The organism is Intrasporangium zincisolvens (assembly GCF_034724055.1).
Lineage (GTDB): Bacteria > Actinomycetota > Actinomycetes > Actinomycetales > Dermatophilaceae > Monashia > Monashia zincisolvens.
Map to the genome: position 1 here is coordinate 61,758 of NZ_JAWIIL010000002.1, position 21,201 is coordinate 82,958.

Annotated in this window: 22 protein-coding genes and 3 tRNA genes; 17 read left to right on the forward strand and 8 right to left on the reverse strand. The window is 72.3% G+C overall.

The window, feature by feature from the left end; translation table 11 throughout:
- Position 1: 1 nt before the first annotated feature.
- Positions 2-1,273, reverse strand: a complete 1,272-nt coding sequence (locus RY076_RS04645) for an AI-2E family transporter (protein ID WP_323096445.1) — start codon at positions 1,271-1,273, stop codon at positions 2-4.
- A gap of 149 nt (positions 1,274-1,422) precedes the next feature.
- Here RY076_RS04645 and RY076_RS04650 point away from each other — a divergent pair.
- The 6 genes from RY076_RS04650 to RY076_RS04675 all read left to right on the forward strand — a co-directional run bounded on the left by RY076_RS04650 (position 1,423) and on the right by RY076_RS04675 (position 4,027).
- A tRNA-Thr gene (locus RY076_RS04650) sits at positions 1,423-1,495 on the forward strand.
- Positions 1,496-1,551: 56 nt separating this feature from the next.
- A tRNA-Met gene (locus RY076_RS04655) sits at positions 1,552-1,628 on the forward strand.
- A 161-nt stretch (positions 1,629-1,789) separates the two neighbouring features.
- On the forward strand, positions 1,790-1,960 hold the full coding sequence (gene rpmG, locus RY076_RS04660; protein ID WP_076262121.1) for a 50S ribosomal protein L33: 171 nt from the start codon (positions 1,790-1,792) through the stop codon (positions 1,958-1,960).
- A gap of 93 nt (positions 1,961-2,053) precedes the next feature.
- A complete protein-coding gene (locus RY076_RS04665; RefSeq protein ID WP_076262123.1) occupies positions 2,054-2,500 on the forward strand; it encodes an FAS1-like dehydratase domain-containing protein in 447 nt (148 codons plus the stop codon).
- Positions 2,500-2,943, forward strand: a complete 444-nt coding sequence (locus RY076_RS04670; RefSeq protein ID WP_323096446.1) for a MaoC family dehydratase — start codon at positions 2,500-2,502, stop codon at positions 2,941-2,943. The genes RY076_RS04665 and RY076_RS04670 overlap by 1 nt, the downstream gene beginning before the upstream one ends.
- A gap of 10 nt (positions 2,944-2,953) precedes the next feature.
- On the forward strand, positions 2,954-4,027 hold the full coding sequence (locus RY076_RS04675; protein ID WP_323096447.1) for a UDP-N-acetylmuramate dehydrogenase: 1,074 nt from the start codon (positions 2,954-2,956) through the stop codon (positions 4,025-4,027).
- Positions 4,028-4,101: 74 nt separating this feature from the next.
- Here the strand turns inward: RY076_RS04675 and RY076_RS04680 are convergent, their stop codons facing one another.
- Entirely contained in the window at positions 4,102-4,791 is a 690-nt protein-coding gene (locus RY076_RS04680; protein WP_323096448.1) for a hypothetical protein, read from the reverse strand.
- Between the two features lie 181 nt (positions 4,792-4,972).
- The gene (locus tag RY076_RS04685) at positions 4,973-6,001 is read right to left on the reverse strand and encodes an adenosine deaminase (protein WP_323096449.1); all 1,029 of its coding nucleotides are present in this window, start codon (positions 5,999-6,001) and stop codon (positions 4,973-4,975) included.
- Positions 6,002-6,129: 128 nt separating this feature from the next.
- Between RY076_RS04685 and RY076_RS04690 the strand changes: the two genes are divergently transcribed.
- A complete protein-coding gene (locus RY076_RS04690) occupies positions 6,130-6,585 on the forward strand; it encodes a BP74-related protein (protein ID WP_323096450.1) in 456 nt (151 codons plus the stop codon).
- A gap of 143 nt (positions 6,586-6,728) precedes the next feature.
- Here RY076_RS04690 and RY076_RS04695 read toward each other — a convergent pair whose 3' ends face one another.
- Together RY076_RS04695 and RY076_RS04700 are read right to left on the reverse strand one after the other, a co-directional pair.
- Positions 6,729-7,250: a DUF5709 domain-containing protein gene (locus RY076_RS04695; RefSeq protein WP_323096451.1), complete on the reverse strand. Its 522-nt coding sequence runs from the start codon at positions 7,248-7,250 to the stop codon at positions 6,729-6,731.
- A complete protein-coding gene (locus tag RY076_RS04700) occupies positions 7,247-8,605 on the reverse strand; it encodes a PLP-dependent aminotransferase family protein (RefSeq protein ID WP_323096452.1) in 1,359 nt (452 codons plus the stop codon). The genes RY076_RS04695 and RY076_RS04700 overlap by 4 nt, the downstream gene beginning before the upstream one ends.
- Before the next feature lie 234 nt (positions 8,606-8,839).
- Between RY076_RS04700 and RY076_RS04705 the strand changes: the two genes are divergently transcribed.
- The 7 genes from RY076_RS04705 to RY076_RS04735 all read left to right on the forward strand — a co-directional run bounded on the left by RY076_RS04705 (position 8,840) and on the right by RY076_RS04735 (position 15,139).
- Positions 8,840-8,912 (forward strand) — tRNA-Trp (locus tag RY076_RS04705).
- A 102-nt stretch (positions 8,913-9,014) separates the two neighbouring features.
- Positions 9,015-9,284 carry a preprotein translocase subunit SecE gene (gene secE, locus RY076_RS04710; protein ID WP_076262130.1) on the forward strand — a complete coding sequence of 90 codons (270 nt, stop codon included), beginning with the start codon at positions 9,015-9,017 and terminating at the stop codon, positions 9,282-9,284.
- 101 nt (positions 9,285-9,385) lie between these two features.
- A complete protein-coding gene (gene nusG / locus RY076_RS04715) occupies positions 9,386-10,252 on the forward strand; it encodes a transcription termination/antitermination protein NusG (RefSeq protein ID WP_323096453.1) in 867 nt (288 codons plus the stop codon).
- Positions 10,253-10,368: 116 nt separating this feature from the next.
- A complete protein-coding gene (gene rplK / locus RY076_RS04720) occupies positions 10,369-10,800 on the forward strand; it encodes a 50S ribosomal protein L11 (RefSeq protein ID WP_076262133.1) in 432 nt (143 codons plus the stop codon).
- A 121-nt stretch (positions 10,801-10,921) separates the two neighbouring features.
- The gene (rplA, locus tag RY076_RS04725; RefSeq protein ID WP_323096454.1) at positions 10,922-11,638 is read left to right on the forward strand and encodes a 50S ribosomal protein L1; all 717 of its coding nucleotides are present in this window, start codon (positions 10,922-10,924) and stop codon (positions 11,636-11,638) included.
- 108 nt (positions 11,639-11,746) lie between these two features.
- A complete protein-coding gene (gene ggt / locus RY076_RS04730) occupies positions 11,747-13,627 on the forward strand; it encodes a gamma-glutamyltransferase (protein ID WP_413785736.1) in 1,881 nt (626 codons plus the stop codon).
- A 246-nt stretch (positions 13,628-13,873) separates the two neighbouring features.
- The gene (locus tag RY076_RS04735; RefSeq protein WP_323096455.1) at positions 13,874-15,139 is read left to right on the forward strand and encodes a choice-of-anchor P family protein; all 1,266 of its coding nucleotides are present in this window, start codon (positions 13,874-13,876) and stop codon (positions 15,137-15,139) included.
- A gap of 64 nt (positions 15,140-15,203) precedes the next feature.
- Here RY076_RS04735 and RY076_RS04740 read toward each other — a convergent pair whose 3' ends face one another.
- Positions 15,204-16,103, reverse strand: coding sequence for a DUF3152 domain-containing protein (locus tag RY076_RS04740; protein ID WP_323096456.1), 900 nt, complete (start codon positions 16,101-16,103; stop codon positions 15,204-15,206).
- 310 nt (positions 16,104-16,413) lie between these two features.
- On the opposite strand from RY076_RS04740, the gene rplJ reads away from it, so the two are divergent.
- Both rplJ and rplL read left to right on the forward strand, forming a co-directional pair.
- A complete protein-coding gene (gene rplJ / locus RY076_RS04745; RefSeq protein WP_323096457.1) occupies positions 16,414-16,998 on the forward strand; it encodes a 50S ribosomal protein L10 in 585 nt (194 codons plus the stop codon).
- A gap of 63 nt (positions 16,999-17,061) precedes the next feature.
- Positions 17,062-17,451: a 50S ribosomal protein L7/L12 gene (gene rplL, locus RY076_RS04750; RefSeq protein ID WP_076262142.1), complete on the forward strand. Its 390-nt coding sequence runs from the start codon at positions 17,062-17,064 to the stop codon at positions 17,449-17,451.
- A gap of 86 nt (positions 17,452-17,537) precedes the next feature.
- Here the strand turns inward: rplL and RY076_RS04755 are convergent, their stop codons facing one another.
- The gene (locus RY076_RS04755; RefSeq protein ID WP_323096458.1) at positions 17,538-18,656 is read right to left on the reverse strand and encodes a pyridoxal-phosphate-dependent aminotransferase family protein; all 1,119 of its coding nucleotides are present in this window, start codon (positions 18,654-18,656) and stop codon (positions 17,538-17,540) included.
- 50 nt (positions 18,657-18,706) lie between these two features.
- Positions 18,707-20,089: an FAD-binding oxidoreductase gene (locus tag RY076_RS04760; RefSeq protein WP_413785746.1), complete on the reverse strand. Its 1,383-nt coding sequence runs from the start codon at positions 20,087-20,089 to the stop codon at positions 18,707-18,709.
- Positions 20,090-20,210: 121 nt separating this feature from the next.
- Here RY076_RS04760 and RY076_RS04765 point away from each other — a divergent pair, with 121 nt between their 5' ends.
- Entirely contained in the window at positions 20,211-21,197 is a 987-nt protein-coding gene (locus RY076_RS04765; RefSeq protein ID WP_323096460.1) for a hypothetical protein, read from the forward strand.
- The last annotated feature ends 4 nt before the right edge of the window (positions 21,198-21,201 follow it).

Here is a 21,201-nt window from a genome sequence, read left to right on the forward strand (position 1 = left end):
CTCAGACGCGCGGCTCGCGGTGGCGCAGCCGGCCCAGCCAGGCGGCCACCCGGCTGTGGTCGAGCTCGACCTCCGCGGTCACCTCGGGGGCTCCGACCTCCTCGGCATCGGGCGAGTCCGCGGGCTCGGGTGGCCGCTCGCCCGGCTGCTGCTGGGCGAGCTCGGGCAGCAGCTCGTAGGTGTGCGTGTAGATCTCGACGAGCGCGAGCAGGAGCGCCGCCACGGGCACGGCGACGAACGCGCCGCTGACGCCGAAGAGCGCCGCCCCGAACATCACCGACGCGAACGACACCGCGGGGTGCACGTCGACCGCGCCGGCCGAGATGTGCGGCTCGAGGGTGAGGTTCTCGATCTGCTGGTAGACGAGCGCGAAGGCGAGCATCGCCACGCCCTGCCACGGCTGCTCGCCCACGAGGCCGACGAAGACCGGCAGGGCTATGGCGATGTACGTGCCGATGGTCGGCACGAACTGGGCCACCAGCCCGGTCCAGATGCCGAGCGCCAGCCAGTAGGGCATCCCGATGATGAACATGAACAGCGCCGACAGGCCGCCGCAGATCGCGGCGAGCACGAGCCGCGCCGACACGTAGCCGCCGGCCTTGATGACGGCCAGCTGCCAGGCCGTGCTCATGACCTCCTGCTGCCGTGGTGGCACGAGCCGGGCCACCCAGCGGCGCATCCGCGGCTGGTCGGCCGAGAAGTAGAAGGTGAAGAAGGCGAAGGTCATGCTGCTGAACGCCGCCCCGACGACCGCTGCGACCGCGCCGACGATGCCTCCCGCGAGGCCGGTGGCCACCGTCGCGAGTGCCGACGTGCCGCTGCTGAGCTCGGCGAGGACGGTCTGCGCGTCGAGGTGCGTGTCGAGGTGCTCGTTCGCCCAGGTCGTGGCCCGCTCGACGATCGAGGGGATCGAGCGCACGAGCGTCGCGAGCTGGTCGGCGAGCAGCTGCCCGAAGGCGAGGAGGAAGACGACGATGGCCAGCAGCGTCGCGCCCATGACCACCGCCGTGGCGGCGCCCCGGCGCATCCGGCGCGACAGGCGTGCCACCGCGGGCTCCATGGCGATGGCGGCGAGCATCGACATGACGAGCGTGAAGATGACGCTGCCGCCGTCCTCGAGGACCCACCGCCCGAACGCCGCGAAGGCGACGATGGCGACGAGCACCCAGCCGGCCCGCCAGACGTTGCGCCGGTCGAGGTGCACGACGACGTGCTGCGCGTCGCGAGCGGGTGGCGACGGCGTCTCCGGCGGTGGGTCCACATGGCCCGGCATGCCTAGATCGTCTCAGGAACGGGCGCTCTGTACTGCCTGTCCGTGGTGGGTCGTGCCGATTTCGTATCCGTGCCCGGGACCGTGTAGTCTCACCGACGCACAGCAGGTCGAACACGGCCCCGCGACGCGGGTCCCGACGGTTCGGCCGTGCCCCAATAGCTCAGTCGGCAGAGCGTTTCCATGGTAAGGAAAAGGTCTAGGGTTCGATTCCCTATTGGGGCTCTGGTCGGTCGGTTCCCGGCAGCCCGCGCGAGCGGCTTCCGGTGCCGGCAGCCCATGGCGGGGTAGCTCAGCTGGTTAGAGCGCACGACTCATAATCGTGAGGTCGCGGGATCGAGCCCCGCTCCCGCTACCACAGGAGCGCGGCGGTCCACGGATTTCTCGATTCGGTGGCCCGTCGCGTAACCTTTAGCGTCGTCCGGTGCCGACGCGCGGGTCACCGCCGGGCACGCACAGCGACACGCGTCGCAAGACGACCCGATACATCCCAGCACGTTCCCGAAAGAGCAGGTTGCCGTGGCCAGCAAGAGCAGCGACGTCCGTCCGAAGATCACGATGGCGTGTGTGGACTGCAAGGACCGCAACTACATCACGAAGAAGAACCGTCGGAACAACCCCGACCGTCTCTCCTTCAACAAGTTCTGCCCGAAGTGCGGCAAGCACACGGAGCACCGCGAGACCCGCTGACGCGGACCCGCTCTACCCGCGTCACCTCACGACCGCTCCCTCGGCCACCGGCCGGGGGAGCGGTCGTCGTGTACCGGTCGATAGGCTGCCCGCATGCCGGTGAACGCAGACTTCCAGGGCCGGGTGTACCCGCCCACCGAGACCTACCGCGTCAGCGCGGCCAAGATCCGCGAGTTCGCCGAGGCGGTCGGCTCGGCCGACCCCGTCCACGTCGACGCCGACGTCGCCCGCTCCCGCGGCTACGCCGACGTCATCGCGCCGCCGACGTTCGCGGTCCTCATCGCCCAGCAGTGCGACGCCCAGCTGATCCGCGACCCGGAGGCCGGCATCGACTTCTCGCGCGTCGTGCACGGTGAGCAGCGCTTCACCCACCACCGGCCGCTCACGGCCGGCGACGCCGTCGTCGGCACGCTGCACGTCGACACCGTCCGCGAGGCCGGCGGTCACGCCATGGTGACCACCCGCACCGAGCTGGCCACCGAGGGCGGCGAGGCCGTCTGCACGGCCACGTCCACCATCGTCATCCGAGGAGCCGAGTGATGAGCAACGACACCACTGCCGGCGTCCGCGCCCTGTCGTCCGTGTCGGTCGGCGACGCCCTGCCGCCGCACACGGTGCACATCGATCGGGCGCGCCTCGTCCAGTACGCCGGCGCCTCCCTCGACCGCAACCGGATCCACTGGGACGAGCGGTTCGCCAAGGAGGTCGGTCTGCCCGACGTCATCGCCCACGGCATGTTCACCATGGGCTCGGCCGTCACGGTCGTCACCGACTGGGTGGGCGACGCCGGCCGCGTCGTGGAGTACGGCGTCCGCTTCACCAAGCCCGTCGTCGTGCCCTACGAGACCGGCGCCGATGTCGAGGTGTCCGGTGTCGTCAAGGCCGTCGACACCGAGACCGGCCGTGTCACGGTCGAGCTGACGGCCACGTGCGCCGGCGACAAGGTCCTCGGCCGGGCCCTCGCCGTCGCCCGTCTCGACTGAGCGGGCCACGGTGCGCGAAGAGCACGACGTCCCGCTGTCCGGGCTGACGACGATGCGGGTGGGCGGCCCCGCGGCGCGTCTGGTCACCGTCTCGACCACCGACGAGCTCGTCGACGCCGTCCGCGAGGTCGACGACGCCGACGAGCCGCTCCTGCTGCTGTCGGGCGGCTCCAACCTCGTCGTGGCCGACGAGGGCTTCGCCGGCACCGTCGTGCGGGTCGCGACGTCCGGCATCACGCCGGAGTCGGCCGACTGGTGCGGCGGGGCCGTCGTGCGCGTCGCCGCGGGCGAAGGCTGGGACGGCGTCGTCGACCGTTTCGTCGGCGAGGGCTGGGCCGGCGTGGAGGCCCTGAGCGGCATCCCCGGCCTCACCGGCGCCACACCCGTGCAGAACGTCGGCGCGTACGGCCAGGACGTCTCCCAGACGATCTACCAGGTGCGCACGTGGGACCGTCGCGAGCAGGTCGTGCGCACGTTCGCCAACGACGACTGCGCCTTCACCTACCGGCACTCCCTCTTCAAGGGCACCGACCGCTACGTCGTGCTCGACGTCGTCTTCCAGCTCGAGGTGGCCGACCTCTGCCGGCCGATCGCGTACGCCGCGCTCGCCGAGGGCCTCGGCGTCGAGCTCGGCACGCGTGTGCCGCTCGCCGACGCGCGGGCCGCGGTCCTCGAGCAGCGCCGGCGCCGTGGCATGGTCCTCGACGCCGACGACCCCGACACGTACTCGTGCGGGTCGTTCTTCACCAACCCGGTCCTGAGCCGCCACGAGTTCGACGACCTCGTCGAGCGCGTGGTTGAGCGGCTCGGCTACGAGGGCCCGACGCCACCGCGGTTCGGCGAGCCCGACGGACGGGTCAAGACCAGCGCCGCCTGGCTCATCGACCATGCCGGCTTCGCCAAGGGTTTCGGGCTGCCCGGCCCGGCATCTCTGTCGACCAAGCACACGCTGGCCGTGACCAACCGGGGCAGCGCCACGACCACCGAGGTGCTCGACGTCGCCCGACGCGTCCGCGACGGCGTGCGCGACGCGTTCGGCGTCACGCTCGTCAACGAGCCGGTCCTCGTCGGCGAGCGGCTCTAGCGAGCCGCGGGAGGCGGTAGCCGAACGGCCCCGGTTCCCAAGGGAATCCGGGGCCGCTAGCCGTGGTGCCGTCGTCAGCGGGTCAGCTGCACCCAGAAGGTGTGCGGCTGGATCTTCTTGTCCGTCGTGCTGACCTCGTAGGCCGGGCGCGCGTACTGCAGGCGCAGGTACGTCGACGTGCCGCGGTCGACCTTGAAGAAGAGCCAGCCGCGCTCGGACTGGCCACGCTTGGCCGGGGTCAGCGGGGTCGCCTTGTAGGCCTTGCCGAACTCGTTCGTGGGCGCGATCGTCTGCTTCGGGCTCGCCGCGACGAGGGAGATCATCGCCGGGTCGAGGGTGGCCGAGTAGCGGGAGCCGGCCGTGAGGTCGACCTTGACGCCGACGATCTCGAAGGCCTCGGCGCCCACCGGCTGGTTCGACGGGAACGGCAGGTTGCGCGAGATCCTCAGGGCCGTGATGGAGTGCCCGAGGTCGGGGTCCTTGATGACGGCCTTGATGTCCTTCGTCGAGAACGTCGCCGGAGCGGCCGGCGTCGTGGTCGTCGCCGAGGACGTCGTGTCGCTCGACGTCGACGACGTGGCCGGAGGCGTCGTGCCGGCGGCAGCGCTCGCGGTCGGGTCGGCCGTCACCGGGGCCTCGCTGCTGCAGGCACTGAGGGCGGTGAGGGCCAGGACGGGGGCGGCCAGACCCACGACGGCGAGGCGTCGCAGCCGGGCGCCCGAGGTGGGCTGGGGGCGTGCGGGGGCGGGGGTCTGCGTCTTCATCTCCCCGACAGCATGACTGCGCAGGCCAGCCCCGAGCAAACTCACGACGCCCCGTGGCCCCCCGCGACCGGCGCCCGGACGCGTGTCTGCCGGCCCGGTGCGTCCGGGTCTGTGCGGGTCTGGGGTGTGGCGGTCCTCACGTCGACACCGCTCGGACGGTCGTCGCGCGTGAGACCGAGCCTCACTCCGGCGCGTCGAGCCAGGCGGTGACGTCCTCGAGCGCCTGCTTGCGCACCCGCTCGGGCGCGAGGCTGCCCTCGATCGAGCCCCGGGCGAGGTCGGCGAGGCCGGCGTCGTCGAAGCCGAGCTCGCGGGCGGCAGCGTACTGGGCGGCGAGCCGGGTGCCGAACAGGAGAGGGTCGTCGGCGCCGAGCGCCACCCGCACCCCGGCGTCGACGATCTGCCGCAGCGGCACGTCGCCCGGGTCCGCGTAGACGCCGAGGGCCACGTTGCTGCCCGGGCACACCTCGAGCGTCACTCCGGCCTCGGCGACGGCGTCGAGCACCTGCGGGTCCTCGACGCAGCGCACGCCGTGGCCGATGCGGTCGGGGGACAGCGACTCGAGGGTCTCCATGACGGCCTGCGCGCCGAGCAGCTCCCCGCCGTGCGGCACGAGGGCCAGACCCGCCCGGCGGGCGATCTCGAAGGCGTGCGCGAACTCCGGGGTGCTCCCGCGCCGCTCGTCGTTGCTCAGGCCGAACCCAACGACGTCGCCGGCCTCCTCGCCCGCATGGCGCGCCGCGAGGCGCGCCAGCGTGCGCGCCTCCAGCGGATGGCGCATCCGGCTCGCCGCGACGACGACCCCGACCCCGATACGGCCCTGCGCCGACACCGCCCGCGCCTCGTCGAGCACGATCTCCAGGGCCGGGGTGATGCCGCCGACGAACGGTGCGTACGACGTGGGGTCGACCTGGATCTCGAGCCAGCGCGAGCCCTCGTCCGCGTCGTCCTCGGCGGCCTCGCGCACGATGCGGCGCATGTCCTCCTCGCCGCGCACGCAGCTGCGGGCGGCGTCGTAGAGGCGCTGGAAGCGGAACCACCCGCGCTCGTCGGTGGCCCGGGCCAGGCGCGGTGGCCAGTGGCCGACGAGGGCGTCGGGCAGGCGCATCCCGTGCCGGTCGGCGAGGTCACGAACCGTGTCGACGCGCATCGACCCGGTGAAGTGCAGGTGCAGGTGTGCCTTGGGCAGGGCCAGCACGTCGCGCGTCATGGCCGACAGCATCCCACCGCTCACCCGTCATCCCCCTCATCCCACCGCGCGTGAGCACCCGCCGGGCGCCTAGGCTCGCCGGACCGGCGCGCCGTGGCGCCGGAGGAGCACCGGGAGGGGTCGTGCGGGTGGGCAGGACGGCGTCGGCGACCCTCGCAGCCGTCGCGGCCCTGCTCCTCGCCGGCTGCGGCGGCACGCCCACGGCCGACGCGCCCCCGACGGCGGCCCGCGGTCGCGGGGGCGTCGACGCGGCTGCCCCCGCGGGGTCGGTCCTGGCGACGTTCCGCGTCGTGGGTGGGGAGACCTTCCGCGTCGAGCTGCACCGGCCCGACCTCGTCGAGCACGCCCGCCGCCTGCTCGCCGGCGGCGACGGGCCCAGCGTCCCGATCGGCGCCGTGGTCCGCGACGACCCGGGTCCCAACGGGCCGTGGTCCTGGCACCTCGACCCGGACTCCGTCGAGTTCGCCTTCAGCGCCGTCGACGCGTGCGACGGGTCGCCGTCCGACATCGAGAACGGGTTCGTCGTCTCTCCCGACTACTGCCCGCGGGCGGCCGAGGTCGTCGCCGTCGAGGACGTGCGCTGACGGCGTGCGCTGACGACGTGCGCTGACGTCGTGCGCTGACGCGCGAGGGCCCGCGGCACCGTGCGGTGCTGCGGGCCCTCGTCGTGCGGGCGACACGTGTCCTGCGTGCGGCACGCCTGTCCTGCGGCGCGGGACGCGTGCGCTCAGCGGTCCTCGGGCTCGTCGGCGATCTCGTCCACGACGTGCATGGCGGCCTCCTCGGCCGACGCCCCGGCGCCGTCGACCCCGACGTCGCGGCCCCAGGCCTGCTTCTCGTCGTCCTCGTGGGCGCCCTCGTCGTCGGCCACGAGCCGTCCGGCGCGCTCGTCGCCGACCTCGTTGTCGCCGAGCCAGTCGTCCTCGGCCGCGATCGAGTCGGGGTCGTCGCCACCGATGCGGTCCTCGTCGAGTCCGCTCTCGTTGTCGGGCCGGCCGTACGCCGAGTTGGGGTCGGGCACCTCCTGGCGGATCCGCTCCTCGATCGTCTCGTCCTCGCCCTCCTCGCGCGCCGTCGTGCCGTGGGCGGTGACGCCCTGCGGACGGTCGTTGGGGGAGTATCCGCGGTCGAGGACGTCCTCGAGGTCGCCGTCCTCGAGGGTGTCCTCGGGCTGTAGCTGGTCCTCGTCGTCGACGCTGTAGCTCGTCAGGTCGTCCTCGATGTTCTCGCTCGGCTCGATGCCGCTCATCGTGCAGCTCCTTCGGGGTCCGCGGCGCCACCGGAGGCGCCCTCGCTCCCTGCCCCTACCCCGGCGGCGCGGTCGGCCGTCAGCGACTCGGCGGCGGCGAGTGCGACGCAGGTCGCGACGCCGGCCATCGCGGTGCGGACGTCCTCGAGGGTCGGGAAGGTCGGCGCGAGGCGGATGTTGCGGTCGCGCGGGTCGCGACCGTGCGGGAAGGAGGCGCCGGCCGGCGTCAGGGCGATGCCGGCGGCCTTGGCCAGCCCGACGACGCGCGAGGCGGTGCCGTCGAGCACGTCGAGGTTGACGAAGTAGCCGCCGGTCGGGTGGCTCCACGTGGCCACCTCGAGGCCGTCGAGCCCGGCCGTCAGGGCCTCGTCGACGGCGGCGAACTTCGGGGCGATGATCTCGCGGTGCCGGCGCATGTGCGCCCGGACGCCCTCGGCGTCGTGGAAGAACTCGACGTGGCGCAGGTGGTTGACCTTGTCCGGGCCGATCGAGGCCATGGACAGGTGCTTGAGGTACCACGCGACGTTGGCCTGGCTCGCGGCGAGGACGGCCACGCCGGCGCCCGCGAAGGTGATCTTCGAGGTCGAGGCGAACATGATCGGACGGTTCGGGTTCCCCGACGCGGCCGCGAGCGTCAGGATGTCGGCGCTCTTGGCCTCGTGCTCGGTCAGGTGGTGGAACGCGTAGGCGTTGTCCCAGAAGATCGTGAAGTCGGGGGCCGCGGTCGGCATGGCCGCGAGGCGGGCGGCGACCTCCTGCGACACGACGGCGCCGGTGGGGTTGGCGTACGTCGGCACGATCCAGATGCCCTTGACGCTGGGGTCGTCCTTGACGAGCGCCTCGACGGCGGCCATGTCGGGGCCGTCGTCGTGCATGTCGACGGTGACCATCTCGATGCCGAGCTCGGCGAGCATCGAGAAGTGGCGGTCGTAGCCCGGCACGGGGCAGACGAACTTGACGGTCGGCTCCTGCGACCACGGCCGCGGGGAGTCGACGCCGCCGAAGAGGAGGAAGTCGACGACGGTCGTGTACATCATCGTCAGGCTCGAGTTGCCGCCGGCGACGACCTGGGACGACTCGACCCAGAGCAGCTCGGCGAAGATCTCGCGCAGCTCGGCCAGGCCCTCGAGCCCGCCGTAGTTGCGCACGTCCACACCGCCGCGGTCCTTGGTGGTCGTCGGCAGGTGCAGGAGGTCGTCCGACAGGTCGAGCTGCGCGCTCGAAGGCTTGCCGCGCGTCAGGTCGAGCGTGAGGGAGCGGCCCTTGAGGGCCGTGTACGCCGACTGCTGCTCCGTGAGGAAGGCGGCGAGGTCGTCGTCGGACAGGGACGCGAGAGGGCTGCGCGGGTTCGTCACGTCCTCGATCCTGCCACCGCGCCGCCGCGTCGGGCAGGGCGGTCCGCATACCGGTGGGCCCTCGGAAGGCGCTCGCTGGTGTCGCGACCGGCGACCTGCGAGGATGGCGGACGGCGCTCGTGACGGCCGGTTCGCGTCGGGCCGATCCGTCCCGTATGATCGTCGCTCGGACGGCTGACGCTGGCCATGCTGACGCATGCCGTCCCGCCCCGGTCACCCAAATGACCGTGGCGAAGGGCAATAGCTCAATTGGTAGAGCACTGGTCTCCAAAACCAGCGGTTGTGGGTTCGAGTCCCTCTTGCCCTGCGCATCCCAGTGATGTGGTCGTCGTGCAAGGCGGCACGCGGCTCCTGTCCCGGACACCCCGGGCCTGTCGCGGGCCGGTTTCCCAGGCAGAAAGTAGGAATCGTGACGGAGACGAGCGCCAAGCGCGGGTCCGGCCGGGCCGACAAGGCCCGTGGCGGCAACCCGGTGTCGCGGTTCTTCTCCGCGCTGAGCCTCTTCGTCCGGCAGATCCTCGACGAGCTGCGCAAGGTCGTGCGGCCCACGGGCCCCGAGCTCGTGCGCTACACGACCGTCGTCGTGGTCTTCGTCGTGGTCATGATGGCCCTGGTGTCGGCGCTCGACTTCGGTCTGAGCAAGCTGATCTCGTGGGTCCTCACCGGTTCGACGACCTAGGTCGGCCACCGGGGCTGGAGCGCGAGTCGCGTCCGGCCTCGCCACCGGGAGTCACCGCCAGCCGCTCCGGCTGGTCCACGAGCAAGGAAGCAGGTCAGAGCGTGTCCGAGCAGTTCGCCCCGCAGGGCGCCCCGAACGGCGAGACCACCGAGAACGACGTCGTCGACCCGGTGGTCGACGCGTCCGACGCCTCGGTCGACGCCGCGGGTGAGGACACCACCGACGTGACCGTCGACGAGACGACCGGCGAGGTCGTCGACGCCGAGGCCGACGACGCCACCGAGAGTGACGACGCCACCGACGGTGACGACGAGGCCGGCGACGACGCCTCCATCGAGGCCTCCGAGCCCGTCGAGAGCGCCGACCCCGTCGCCGACTTCAAGCGCGAGCTGCGCATGAAGGACGGCGACTGGTACGTCGTGCACTCGTACGCCGGCTACGAGAACCGCGTCAAGGCCAACCTCGAGACGCGCATCCAGACCCTCAACATGGAGGACTTCATCTTCGAGATCGAGGTCCCCATGGAGGAGGTCACCGAGATCAAGAACGGGCAGAAGAAGCAGGTCCGTCGCGTCCGGATGCCCGGGTACGTCCTCGTCCGCATGGACCTCACCGACGAGAGCTGGGGCGCCGTGCGCCACACGCCCGGTGTGACCGGCTTCGTCGGCAACGCCCACCAGCCCGTGCCGCTCTCGCTCGACGAGGTCTTCACGATGCTCGCCCCGACCTTCGAGAGCGCCGCCCCCGCTCGCGGCGCCGCCTCGGGCGCCGCGAGCGCCCCGAAGGACGTCCGCGTCGTCGACTTCGAGGTCGGCGAGTCGGTCACCGTCATGGAGGGCCCGTTCGAGACCCTCCCCGCCACGATCTCCGAGATCAACGCCGACACCCAGAAGCTCAAGGTGCTGGTCTCGATCTTCGGCCGGGAGACCCCGGTCGAGCTGTCCTTCGGTCAGGTCGCCAAGATCTGAGCGAACCGGTCCGCGCTCGTCGCGGTCCGCACCGTCCGTCCCCGCGGCACCCCGCGGAGGCATGCAACCGGGTCATCGCCCACGGCGTCGGCCCACAACGCAGAAGGTAGGCACCCATGCCCCCCAAGAAGAAGGTCTCCGGCTTCATCAAGCTGCAGATCCAGGCCGGCCAGGCCACCCCGGCCCCGCCCGTCGGCCCGGCGCTCGGTCAGCACGGCGTCAACATCATGGAGTTCGTCAAGGCGTACAACGCCGCGACGGAGGCCCAGCGCGGCAACGTCATCCCGGTCGAGATCACGGTCTACGAGGACCGCTCGTTCACGTTCGTCACCAAGACGCCGCCGGCCGCCGAGCTCATCAAGAAGGCCGCCGGTGTGGCCAAGGGTTCGGGCGAGCCCCACAAGACGAAGGTCGCCAAGCTCTCGCGCGAGCAGGTCCTCGAGATCGCCCGCCAGAAGATGGAGGACCTCAACGCCAACGACGAGGAGATGGCGGCGCGCATCATCGCCGGCACCGCTCGTTCGATGGGCATCGACACCGAGCTCTGAGCCCCGCTCGGAGCAGGCGTCACCACCGGCCGAACGGCACCCGGACCGGGTGCCGTCGGCCACGTGGGAGGACCAGCGCTGGTCCGCACCACGACTCCACCACCATGCAAGGAGCAGTTCCATGAAGCGCAGCAAGAACTACCGCGCAGCCGCCGAGCTCGTCACGCCCGGCAAGGTCTACGCCCCGCTCGAGGCCGTCCGCGTCGCCAAGCAGACCGCCAAGGCCAAGTACGACGAGACCGTCGAGGTGGCCTTCCGCCTCGGTGTCGACCCGCGCAAGGCCGACCAGGCCGTCCGCGGCACCGTCAACCTGCCGCACGGCACGGGCAAGACGGCCCGCGTCCTCGTGTTCGCCAACGCCGACAAGGCCGAGGCCGCGCGTGAGGCCGGCGCCGACTACGTCGGTTCCGACGACATGCTCGAGAAGGTCCAGGGCGGCTGGCTCGACTTCGACGCCGTCGTCGCGACGCCCGACATGATGGGCAAGGTCGGTCGACTCGGCAAGGTCCTCGGTCCGCGTGGCCTCATGCCGAACCCGAAGACCGGCACCGTGACGATGGACGTCGCCAAGGCCGTCACCGACATCAAGGGCGGCAAGATCGAGTTCCGCGTCGACAAGCACGCGAACCTCCACTTCATCATCGGCAAGGCGTCCTTCGACGAGTCCAAGCTCGTCGAGAACTACGCCGCCGCCCTCGAGGAGATCCTGCGTCTCAAGCCGGCCAGCTCCAAGGGCCGCTACATCGAGAAGGCCACCATCTCCACGACGATGGGCCCGGGCATCCCGCTCGACTTCAGCAAGACGCGCAACCTCCTCGCCGAGGAGGACCAGGCCTGAGCGCCTGACCTGCCCGTAGAGAGTGCGAGAGCCCGTCACCCCGGCTGGGGTGACGGGCTCTCGCGTTCTCGACGAGAGGCCTGAGCCGATGCTGGGTACGGTCGGCAGATGAGCCGACAGACACGCAGCACCAGACGTTGGGTCGTCGCGGGTGTCAGCGCGGGCCTCCCGCTCGCACTGCTGGCACCCCAGGCCGGGGCGCAGCCCTCGGCGCCGACCGCCGCGCCCGGGCAGTCCACGTCCACCGACCGCGGCTGGCACGGCCGCCCGACCCCGTTGCCCAAGGCCGCCGTCATGACAGGCTCGGGCGGCGCGGTCAGCTCGGTCGACCGCGACGCCTCGCAGGTCGGCATCGACGTGCTCGCCCGGGGCGGCAACGCGGCCGACGCGGCCGTCGCCACCGCGGCGGCGCTCGGCGTCACCGAGCCCTACAGCGCCGGCATCGGCGGTGGCGGCTTCCTCGTCTACTACGACGCGCACGAGAAGAAGGTCAGCACGATCGACGGCCGCGAGACGGCTCCGGCGACCTTCACCGAGAACACCTTCCGCAAGCCCGACGGCTCGGCGATGGACTTCAACACCGTCGTCAACTCCGGACTGTCCGTCGGGATCCCGGGCACCCCGGCCCTGTGGGCGAAGGCCCTGCGCGACCACGGCACCCTGAGCTTCAACGACGCGCTCAAGCCGGCGGAGCGACTCGCCGCCACGGGCTTCGTCGTCGACCAGACCTTCCACGACCAGACGGCCCAGAACGCGGCCCGGTTCTCGCGGTTCCCGGCCACGGCGCAGGTCTTCCTCCCCGGCGGCCAGCCGCCCGCCGTGGGGTCGAGGTTCACCAACCCCGACATGGCCAAGGCCTACCGGACGCTGCGCACCCAGGGTGTGGACGTCCTCTACCGCGGCCGCCTCGGCGAGGCGATCGTGCGCGAGTCGAACGCCCCGCACACCACGCCGGGCCAGGGCGTCATGGGCGGGCAGATGACCCTGCGCGACCTCGCTGCCTACCGGGCGCTGACGAAGGCGCCGATCCACTCGCGCTACGAGGGGCTCGACGTCTACGGCATGCCGGTGCCGAGCTCGGGCGGCATCGCCGTCGCCGAGATCCTGAACCTCATGAAGGCCTACGAGGACCGCACCGGCACGAGGACGTCCGACCTGTCCGACGTCGACTACCTGCACCGGTTCTCCGAGGCGTCGGCCACGGCGTTCGCCGACCGCAACCGGTACGTCGGCGACGTGCCGGACGTGCCGGTGTCCGAGCTCGTCAGCCCGGCGTTCGCCGCCGAGCGCGCCTGCCTCTTCGACCCGACCAGGGCCCAGCCGCGCCCGATCCCGTTCGGCTCGCCCGACGGCTCCTACACCTCGTGCACGCCGGGTTCGACGGCCCAGAAGGAGCCCTACGAGGGCCAGAGCACGACCCACCTGACGGCCACCGACCGGTGGGGCAACGTCGCCTCGTACACGCTGACGATCGAGCAGACCGGTGGCTCCGGCATCACGGTCCCCGGCTGGGGCTTCCTGCTCAACAACGAGCTGACCGACTTCAACTTCACGCCGCTGACCCAGGGTGTCCCGGACCCGAACCTGCCCGGCCCCGGCAAGCGGCCGCGCTCGTCGATGAGCCCGACCATCGTCATGAAGGACGGCGCGCCGTTCCTCGCGGTCGGCTCGCCCGGTGGCGCCACGATCATCACCTCGGTGGCGCAGACCATCCTCGGCTACCTCGACCGCGACCTCTCGCTCGTCGACGCGATCGCGGCACCGCGCCTCTCCTCGCGCAACAGCGCCTCGGGGGAGGGCGCCGAGCCGGCGTTCCTCGCCGGTCCGGCCGCGGCCGGGCTGCGCGCGCTCGGCCACACGCTGACCGACGCCGGAGAGATCGGTGCCGTGACGGCGATCCGCAGCCTCGGCCACGGGCTGTTCGAGGCGGCCGCCGAGCCGACACGTCGTGGCGGCGGCTCGGCCATGGTGGTCCACCCGGCCCCCTGACACGTCCTGCTCCCGCGCTCGCCACCTGCTCCCGTCACGGGAGCAGGTGGCGAGCGCCGTCTGCGGCCTGGCCGGCGCAGCCGTCGACGACCGCCGCACGTGGGCCCACCAGTCAGGTGGGCGACACGCCGATGAGATGCTTGACATCTCTGACGAAAGGGGCATAACGGCACTCGTTACTGGCTCGTTAACCAGATGCATCGGTCACAGGGGATCGGTGGCATGGCACTGAGTCAGGAGACATCCATGAGCACCATGCACCGGGCGGTCAAGGCCGCCCTCGTAGGGGCGGCCTTGGCCGTGTCGTCCGTCCAGCTCGCGGCCCCGGCCGGGGCCGCGACCCTCCCGAACGTCGGCGTCCAGTCGTACGCCTACGGCACGTACGCCGTCGTCGGGAGCATCGTGAAGTCCGGTCCCGTGGCCTACGCGGGCATCGGCTGCACCACGTCCTTCGGTCGCTCGGTCAAGGGCAGCGCGGCGGCCGTCAACGCCGCGCCGCTCGGCACCGTCGGCGCGACGTCCACCTCCGCCACCTCGTCGATCGAGAACGGACTCAAGGTCAGTCGCACGTCGGCGGCCACCGGGGCTGTCAACCTGCTCGGCGGGCTCGTGCGCTCCAGCGCCGTGACCTCGGCGAGCACGGCCGTCGTCAGCGGCGCCGGCACGTTCACCGGCGGCAACCGCTCCGAGCTGGCCGGTCTCGTCGTGGCCGGCCGCGCCCAGAGCGCGACGCCGGCGCCCAACACCGCGCTGTCCCTGCGCGGCTCCGACGGCGCGGCGTATGCCACCGTCTACCTCAACCGCCAGACCAAGACGTGGGTCGGCACGGAGTGGCGGGTCCAGACGATCGCGCTCCAGGTCGTCGTCAGCGGCAAGAACCCGCTCGGTCTTCCGATCGGCTCGAACGTCCTCGTCGGCGTCTCGAGCTCGTCGCTGACCAGGCCCGTGGTCGGCCTCGTGGGCGGCAGGGGCTATGCCACGAGCGCGACAGCGGCCGACGGTCGCGTCCTCTCGAGCCCGACGGCGCTCGCCCAGCCGTTCTGTGCCGGCAGCAGCTCGACGGCGACCGTCGCGTCGGCCACCGTGCCCGGCGTCGTCACGACCGGTACGACGACGACCACCGCCGACGCCACGGCGACGACGATCAGTCGCACCGTGCGTGTCATCGACCGGGTCTCCGGGCCCAGCGTCCTCGCCGGGCTCCTCGGCGCGACCACGATCGTCGCCGACACGTCGGCCACGCAGTCGAGCCCCGGAGGGGCGGTGGCCCTGGCCGATCGCAGCTCCTTCGTCGGGCTGGGCATCAAGGGCCTGCCGGGGATCAGCGCCGCGGTGCCGCCCAACACCGTCGTCACCGTGCCCGGCCTCGGCAAGGTGACGCTCCACAAGGTCACCCGCACCGCGAAGTCCATCGAGGTCGTCATGGTCGAGGTCGTCACCGACCGCGTCCTGGGGTCGCTGCCGACCGGCTCGGTCGTCCGCATCGGCTACAGCTACAGCGCCGTCGTCTGACACGCACGCAACGAGGCGCAACGAGGCGCAACGAGGCGCCGGGTCGAGCTGTCCGCCCGGCGCCTCAGGCGCGCTTGGGGCTCGGCCAGTTCCAGGCGGTGCAGCCCTTGAGGCCGTACGTCTGCTGCATCATGACCGGCGCGACCTTGCCCGCTCCGCCGCAGTACGCGTGCGCGTGCCCGATGCCGTGCCCGACCTCGTGGTTGACCAGATAGGTGCGGTAGCCGGCGACGTCCTTGCCGTAGGCCTCGGCGCCGAGCACCCAGCGTCGCAGGTTGAGGGCGACCCGGCCGGCGTTGTGGCAGCTGACCTGTCCGCGCGTCTCGAGCGGGGCGCAGAGGCGGTCGATCGTGTCGGGGCTGGCCAGGGTGATGCGCAGGTCGGGGCGGGCGCCGTTGTCGACCTGCGCCGGCGACAACCCGACGAAGCGCACGTGGTCGACGTCCTGCCAGCCGCGCGCGTCGGTCAGCGTCGACACGACGGTCCGGGCGTACTCGTCGCGGTCGACGCCGAGCCCGCCCTCGACCTCGAGGGTGAAGTGCACGACGCGCCCGCTCGTGGCGCGCTCGCGGATGGCGTCGGTCGGGACCGGCAGGAGCGTGAAGCGTCCGTCGCCCTTCTCGACGACCGTCGCCGGGGTCGGTGCGGGCGTGGTGGACGACGGTGTGGTGGACGACGTGCGCCGGCCGTCGGCCGCAGCGTCGGACCCGGGCAGCAGTGGCGAGGAGGGCACCGTCTCGACGGCGTCGAGGTGCACGAGGGGGCCGGTGCCGGCGGCGAGCGCGACGCCGGACACGACCGACAGGGCGCTGGGCGTCTGCGGCTCGCGGGCGCCCGCCCACGTCACCGACCAGACGTCAGCGGCGACGCACGCCACCACCGCCGCGCCGGCCCAGAGCCGGCGGCGGCGGATCGCCCGTGCCCCGGGGTGCTCGGCCCGGCGTCCTCGCCCGCCAGTCACCATGGGGGTCACGCTAGGTCCTGGCGCGCACGAATGCGAGGATGCCGGGGCGGACCCGCCGCGTCGCCCTTCCTCGATTTGGTCGTGCGAGCCCGAGACCGTAGTCTTGTCCGCGACCAATGACCGCCGGTTGGAGACGTGGCCACCACGACTCCCGAAGGTTCCGCACGATGCGGGCAACCAGCGCAGGCTGATCGAGCGAGAACGGCGCCATCGCGTGCCGTACGAGCCCCGAGCGCCCTGCGCCGGGGCTCTTTTCGTGCAGGCCCTACGGACTCCGACCGGCGTCACCACGCAAGGGAAGGAGGCCCAGATGGCAAACGCCGAGAAGACGGCAGCCATCGCCGAGATCACGGACCGGTTCCGTGAGTCCGGCGCGGCCGTTCTCACCGAGTACCGCGGTCTGACCGTGAAGCAGCTCTCGCAGCTGCGCAACTCGATCCGAGAGCACGCCACCTACGCCGTGGTCAAGAACACGCTGACGGAGATCGCCGCCAAGGAGGCCGGGATCACGGCCTTCGACGGCCACCTCCAGGGTCCGACCGCGATCGCCTTCGTCACCGGTGACCCGGTCGAGGCCGCCAAGGGCCTGCGTGACTTCGCCAAGGCAAACCCGCTCCTCGTGATCAAGGCTGGCGTCCTCGACGGCAAGCCGCTGAGCGCCGAGGACATCACGAAGCTCGCGGACCTCGAGTCCCGCGAGGTTCTCCTGGCCAAGCTTGCGGGCGCCATGAAGGGCTCGCTCAACAAGGCCGCCTACCTGTTCGTCGCTCCTCTGTCGCAGACGGCCCGCGTGGTCGACGCTCTGCGCCAGAAGGTCGAGGCTCAGGGCCCCGCCGCGCCGGCTGCCGCCGACGAGGCCACGACCGACGTCGCCGAGGGTGGCGACGAGAGCTGACGCGCCACGCGTCGCTCATCCACCAAATCGCCACTCACGGCAAGAAACAGGAAGGAAGCCATCATGGCTAAGCTCAGCACCGACGAGCTCCTTGACGCCTTCAAGGAGATGACCCTCATCGAGCTCTCCGAGTTCGTGAAGCAGTTCGAGGAGACCTTCGAGGTCACCGCTGCCGCCCCCGTCGCCGTTGCGGCCGCGGGCGCTGCCGGTGGCGGCGCCGCCGCCGCCGAGGAGGAGGAGAAGGACTCGTTCGACGTCGTCCTGACCGCCGCCGGCGACAAGAAGATCCAGGTCATCAAGGAGGTCCGCGCGCTCACGAGCCTCGGCCTCAAGGAGGCCAAGGACCTCGTCGACGGCGCCCCGAAGCCCGTCCTCGAGAACGTCGACAAGGCTGCGGCCGAGAAGGCCAAGGAGCAGCTCGAGGGCGCCGGCGCCACCGTCGAGCTCAAGTGAGCCGTCCCGGCTAGCCGGGGCTCCAGCATCACCGCGAAGGCGGGTCCGACCATCGGTCGGGCCCGCCTTCCGCATGCCCGGCCCGGTCAGGCGTTGGCGAGGGCGTCCTCGAGCGCGGCCAGGACGAGGGCGACGCGGTCGGGGCGGGCGTTGTGGCCCATGAGGCCGATGCGCCACACCGTCGCGGCGAACTGCCCTGCGCCGGCGCCGATCTCGACGTCGTGCCGCTCGAGCAGGTAGCGGCGCACGGCGGCCGAGTCGACGCCGTCCGGTACCCGGACCGTCGTCAGCTCGGGCAGGCGCGAGCCCTCCTGGGCGAACAGCGTCAGGCCCATGGACTCGAGCCCGCCCTGCAGGAGGCGCCCGGCCTCCGCGTGCCGGTCCCAGACCTTCTCGAGGCCCTCGTCGGCGATGCGGCGCAGCCCGGCGTGCAGGCTGGCAACCATCGCCGTGGGCGCCGTGTGGTGGTAGGTGCGCTGGCCCTTGCCCTCGGCCTCGCCGACGTAGCCGCCGAGCAGGCCGAGGTCGAGGTACCACGACGACGGCTTCTCGACGCGTCGGGCGAAGGCCCGCTCGCTGATCGTGAAGGGCGCGAGGCCGGGAGCGACGCCGAGGCACTTCTGGGTGCCGGCGTAGCCGATGTCGATGCCCCAGTCGTCGGCGCGCAGCTCGATGCCGCCGATGCTGGTGACGGCGTCGACGAGCAGCAGCGCGTCGCCCTTGCCGGCGCCGAGGGCCGCGATGTCCGAGCGGACGCCGGTGGAGGTCTCGGCGTGGACGGCGGCGATGATCGCGGGGGAGGGGTGTGCGGAGAGGACGCGCTCCACGTCGACCGGGGTGCCCCACTCGTGGTCGACGCGCACGACCTCGGCGCCATGGCGTCCGGCGACGTCGACCATGCGCTCGCCGAAGAGCCCGTTGACGGCCACGACGACGACGTCGCCCGGGTGCACGGTGTTGACGAACGCGGCCTCCATGCCGGCCGAGCCGGTGGCCGACAGCGGCAGGGTGCGCCGGTTCTCGGTGCCCCAGACGTACCGGAGCAGGTCGCACGTCTCGTCCATGACGGCGAGGAAGTCGGGGTCGAGGTGCCCCAGCAGGGGAGCGGCCAGGGCGAGCGTCGCCTCCGGGTAGGGGTTGCAGGGCCCCGGGCCGAAGAGGTGGCGCTCGGCGATGGGCCGGCTCGTCGTGGTCGGCGCCGTCATGGGCGCGCTCCCGGTCGAAGCGGTGGTGGCGGTGGTCTCGTCGGTCGTCATCAGAATCCGGCTCCCGGGTTGAGGATGCCCTGCGGGTCGAGGGCGGTCTTGATGCGGTGGGTCAGGGCCATGACGTCGGGGCCGAGCTGCTCGGGCAGGGCCGCGCGCTTGAGCCGCCCGACGCCGTGCTCGCCCGTGATGGTGCCGCCGAGCCCGATGGCGAGGGTCATGACCTCTCGGAACGCGATGGCCGCGCGCTCGCGGGCAGCCTCGTCGCCCGGCGGGTGGACGATGACCGGGTGGGTGTTGCCGTCGCCGGCGTGCGCGACGACGGGGATCTCGACGTCGCGCTGCCGGGCGATCTCGGCGATGCCGGTGAGCAGCTCGGGCAGGCGCGGCACCGGCACGCCGACGTCCTCGAGCATCAGGGTGCCCCGGCGCTCGATGGCGACGATCGCGGCCCGGCGGGCGGCGACGAACAGCTCGCCCTCGTCGGGGTCGGTCGTCGTGAAGCACTCGCGCGAGCCGTTGGCCGTGCACAGCTGCTCCATGAGCGCGATCTCCGCGCCGCGAGCCTCGCCGGGGGCGTCGGACTGCGCCACGAGCAGGGCGCCGGCGTCGCGGTCAAGGCCCATGGCGCGGTAGTCCTCGACGGCGTTGATCGACGCGTGGTCCATCAGCTCCATCATCGAGGCGCGCAGCCGGCCGCCGATGGCCACGACGGCCCGGGCGGCGTCGGCGACGTCGTCGAAGGTGGCCACGAGCGTCGCCGGCGGGGCCTGGGCCGGCACGAGCCGCAGCGTGGCCCGGGTGACGACGCCGAGCGTGCCCTCGCTGCCGACGAAGAGCTTGACGAGCGAGAGGCCCGCAGTGTCCTTGATGCGCTCGCCGCCGAGGCGCACGAGCGTGCCGTCGGCGAGGACGACGTCGAGGCCGAGCACGTAGTCGGTCGTGACGCCGTACTTGACGCAGCACAGGCCGCCGGCGTTCGTGGCGACGTTGCCGCCGATCGAGCAGATCTCGAACGAGGACGGGTCGGGCGGGTACCAGAGGCCGTGCTCGGCGGCGGCGCGCTTGACCTCGACGTTGAGGGCGCCGGGTTCGACGACGGCGGTGCGCGTGGCCGGGTCGACGTCGATGGCCCGCATCCGCTCGAGGCTGAGCACCACGCACCCGTCGACGGCGTTCGAGCCGCCGGACAGCCCGCTGCCCGCTCCGCGCGGCACGAGCGGGACGCCGTGCTCGGACGCCCACCGCACCGTGGCCCGCACGTCGGCGGCGCTCGTGGCCCGCACCACCGCGAGGGGCGTGCCGGCGTCGGGGTCGGCGGTGTAGTCGAAGCGGTAGGCCGCGACGCTGTCGGGCCCGGTGAGCACGGCGCCCGGCGGGAGCGCGTCGGTGAGCCCCGCGAGGTCGTGCAGGTCGGGAGCGTCCTTGCTCACTGTCGTCACGGACCCACCGTAACGACGAACCCGGTTCGAGGTACGGGCGCGTGGCCGGTGCCGCGCAGATACCTCGAACCAGGGCTCTGGCGGCCGTGTTGCTGCGGGTAGGTTGACCCGCATGGGATGGCTGTCGCGCGCCAAGGGGTCCACCGACGACGCGGGCGCGCCCGGCGCCTCGTCCCCGGTATCCGCCCCGCCCACTCCTGCGGCCCCTGCTGATGCTGCGGCCTCTGCGGCCTCTGCGGGACCGGCCGCCTCCGCGCCGACCGGTCGCTACGGGCCGCTCGTCAGCGTCACCAGCTTCGACGTCGCCCCGCCCGAGCTCGAGTGGCAGCTGCCGCTCAACGGCGAGCTCTACCGTCTGATGCCCGGTTCGGACCGTCCGGACTACTCGCTGCTCGTCCTCGAGCGGCCGGTCCACTTCTACCCCGGGGACGGCTTCGACCTCGGCCGGGTCGAGCCCGAGCAGCGGGTGCAGGACCGCCGCGGCCGGCAGATGGTGCGGGTCCACGCGCTCCTGCTCTGCGCCCGGTTCGTCGGCCAGCAGCTGCACCCGGGGATGAAGGACCTCGCGGTCAACCTCGCCTACGTCATCGACAACTCGCTGGCACGCGACGCCGTCGTCGACTTCGGCAAGATCGAGTTCGCCGCCGTCGGGTTCCTCAGCGAGGGCCACCTGCCGCGCCCGGCCGACGCTCCCGACGCCGACACGGCTTCGACCGACGCGCCCGCAGCGAGCACGCCGACCCCCACCTCCGCGACCTCCGACGTCCCGGCAGCACCCGGGGCGGACGCCGCCGCCGAGCGCGTCGGAGCGGTGCTCGACGGCGTGGCCCGCACGCTGCACGCGGGTGTCGCGGCGGCCCGCGGCACGCACGTCGAACACCTCGCCGCGACGATCACCGTCGGGCCCGACCACCGGTTGACGGGCCTGTCGGGCAACGCCGACGGCCAGGCGCCGGTGCCGACGCCCGAGACGTTCGCGCAGGTCAACGCGGCCCTCGCGAGCCTGGCCGGCCTCGGTCCGGCCGGACGCGTCGCGTCGGTGTCACTGCGGGTCGAGGGCGACACCGCGAGCCACGAGGTCACCGCGACGCACGACTGAGGTC

Excerpts from the sequence above, each read along its gene's own strand:
- RY076_RS04645 (WP_323096445.1), bottom strand. The coding sequence starts at position 1,273 with ATGCCGGGCCATGTGGACCCACCGCCGGAGACGCCGTCGCCACCCGCT.
- RY076_RS04665 (WP_076262123.1), top strand. The coding sequence starts at position 2,054 with ATGCCGGTGAACGCAGACTTCCAGGGCCGGGTGTACCCGCCCACCGAG.
- RY076_RS04670 (WP_323096446.1), top strand. The coding sequence starts at position 2,500 with ATGAGCAACGACACCACTGCCGGCGTCCGCGCCCTGTCGTCCGTGTCG.
- RY076_RS04680 (WP_323096448.1), bottom strand. The coding sequence starts at position 4,791 with ATGAAGACGCAGACCCCCGCCCCCGCACGCCCCCAGCCCACCTCGGGC.
- RY076_RS04685 (WP_323096449.1), bottom strand. The coding sequence starts at position 6,001 with ATGACGCGCGACGTGCTGGCCCTGCCCAAGGCACACCTGCACCTGCAC.
- RY076_RS04695 (WP_323096451.1), bottom strand. The coding sequence starts at position 7,250 with ATGAGCGGCATCGAGCCGAGCGAGAACATCGAGGACGACCTGACGAGC.
- rplK (WP_076262133.1), top strand. The coding sequence starts at position 10,369 with ATGCCCCCCAAGAAGAAGGTCTCCGGCTTCATCAAGCTGCAGATCCAG.
- rplA (WP_323096454.1), top strand. The coding sequence starts at position 10,922 with ATGAAGCGCAGCAAGAACTACCGCGCAGCCGCCGAGCTCGTCACGCCC.
- ggt (WP_413785736.1), top strand. The coding sequence starts at position 11,747 with ATGAGCCGACAGACACGCAGCACCAGACGTTGGGTCGTCGCGGGTGTC.
- RY076_RS04735 (WP_323096455.1), top strand. The coding sequence starts at position 13,874 with ATGAGCACCATGCACCGGGCGGTCAAGGCCGCCCTCGTAGGGGCGGCC.
- RY076_RS04740 (WP_323096456.1), bottom strand. The coding sequence starts at position 16,103 with ATGGTGACTGGCGGGCGAGGACGCCGGGCCGAGCACCCCGGGGCACGG.
- rplJ (WP_323096457.1), top strand. The coding sequence starts at position 16,414 with ATGGCAAACGCCGAGAAGACGGCAGCCATCGCCGAGATCACGGACCGG.
- rplL (WP_076262142.1), top strand. The coding sequence starts at position 17,062 with ATGGCTAAGCTCAGCACCGACGAGCTCCTTGACGCCTTCAAGGAGATG.
- RY076_RS04755 (WP_323096458.1), bottom strand. The coding sequence starts at position 18,656 with ATGACGGCGCCGACCACGACGAGCCGGCCCATCGCCGAGCGCCACCTC.
- RY076_RS04765 (WP_323096460.1), top strand. The coding sequence starts at position 20,211 with ATGGGATGGCTGTCGCGCGCCAAGGGGTCCACCGACGACGCGGGCGCG.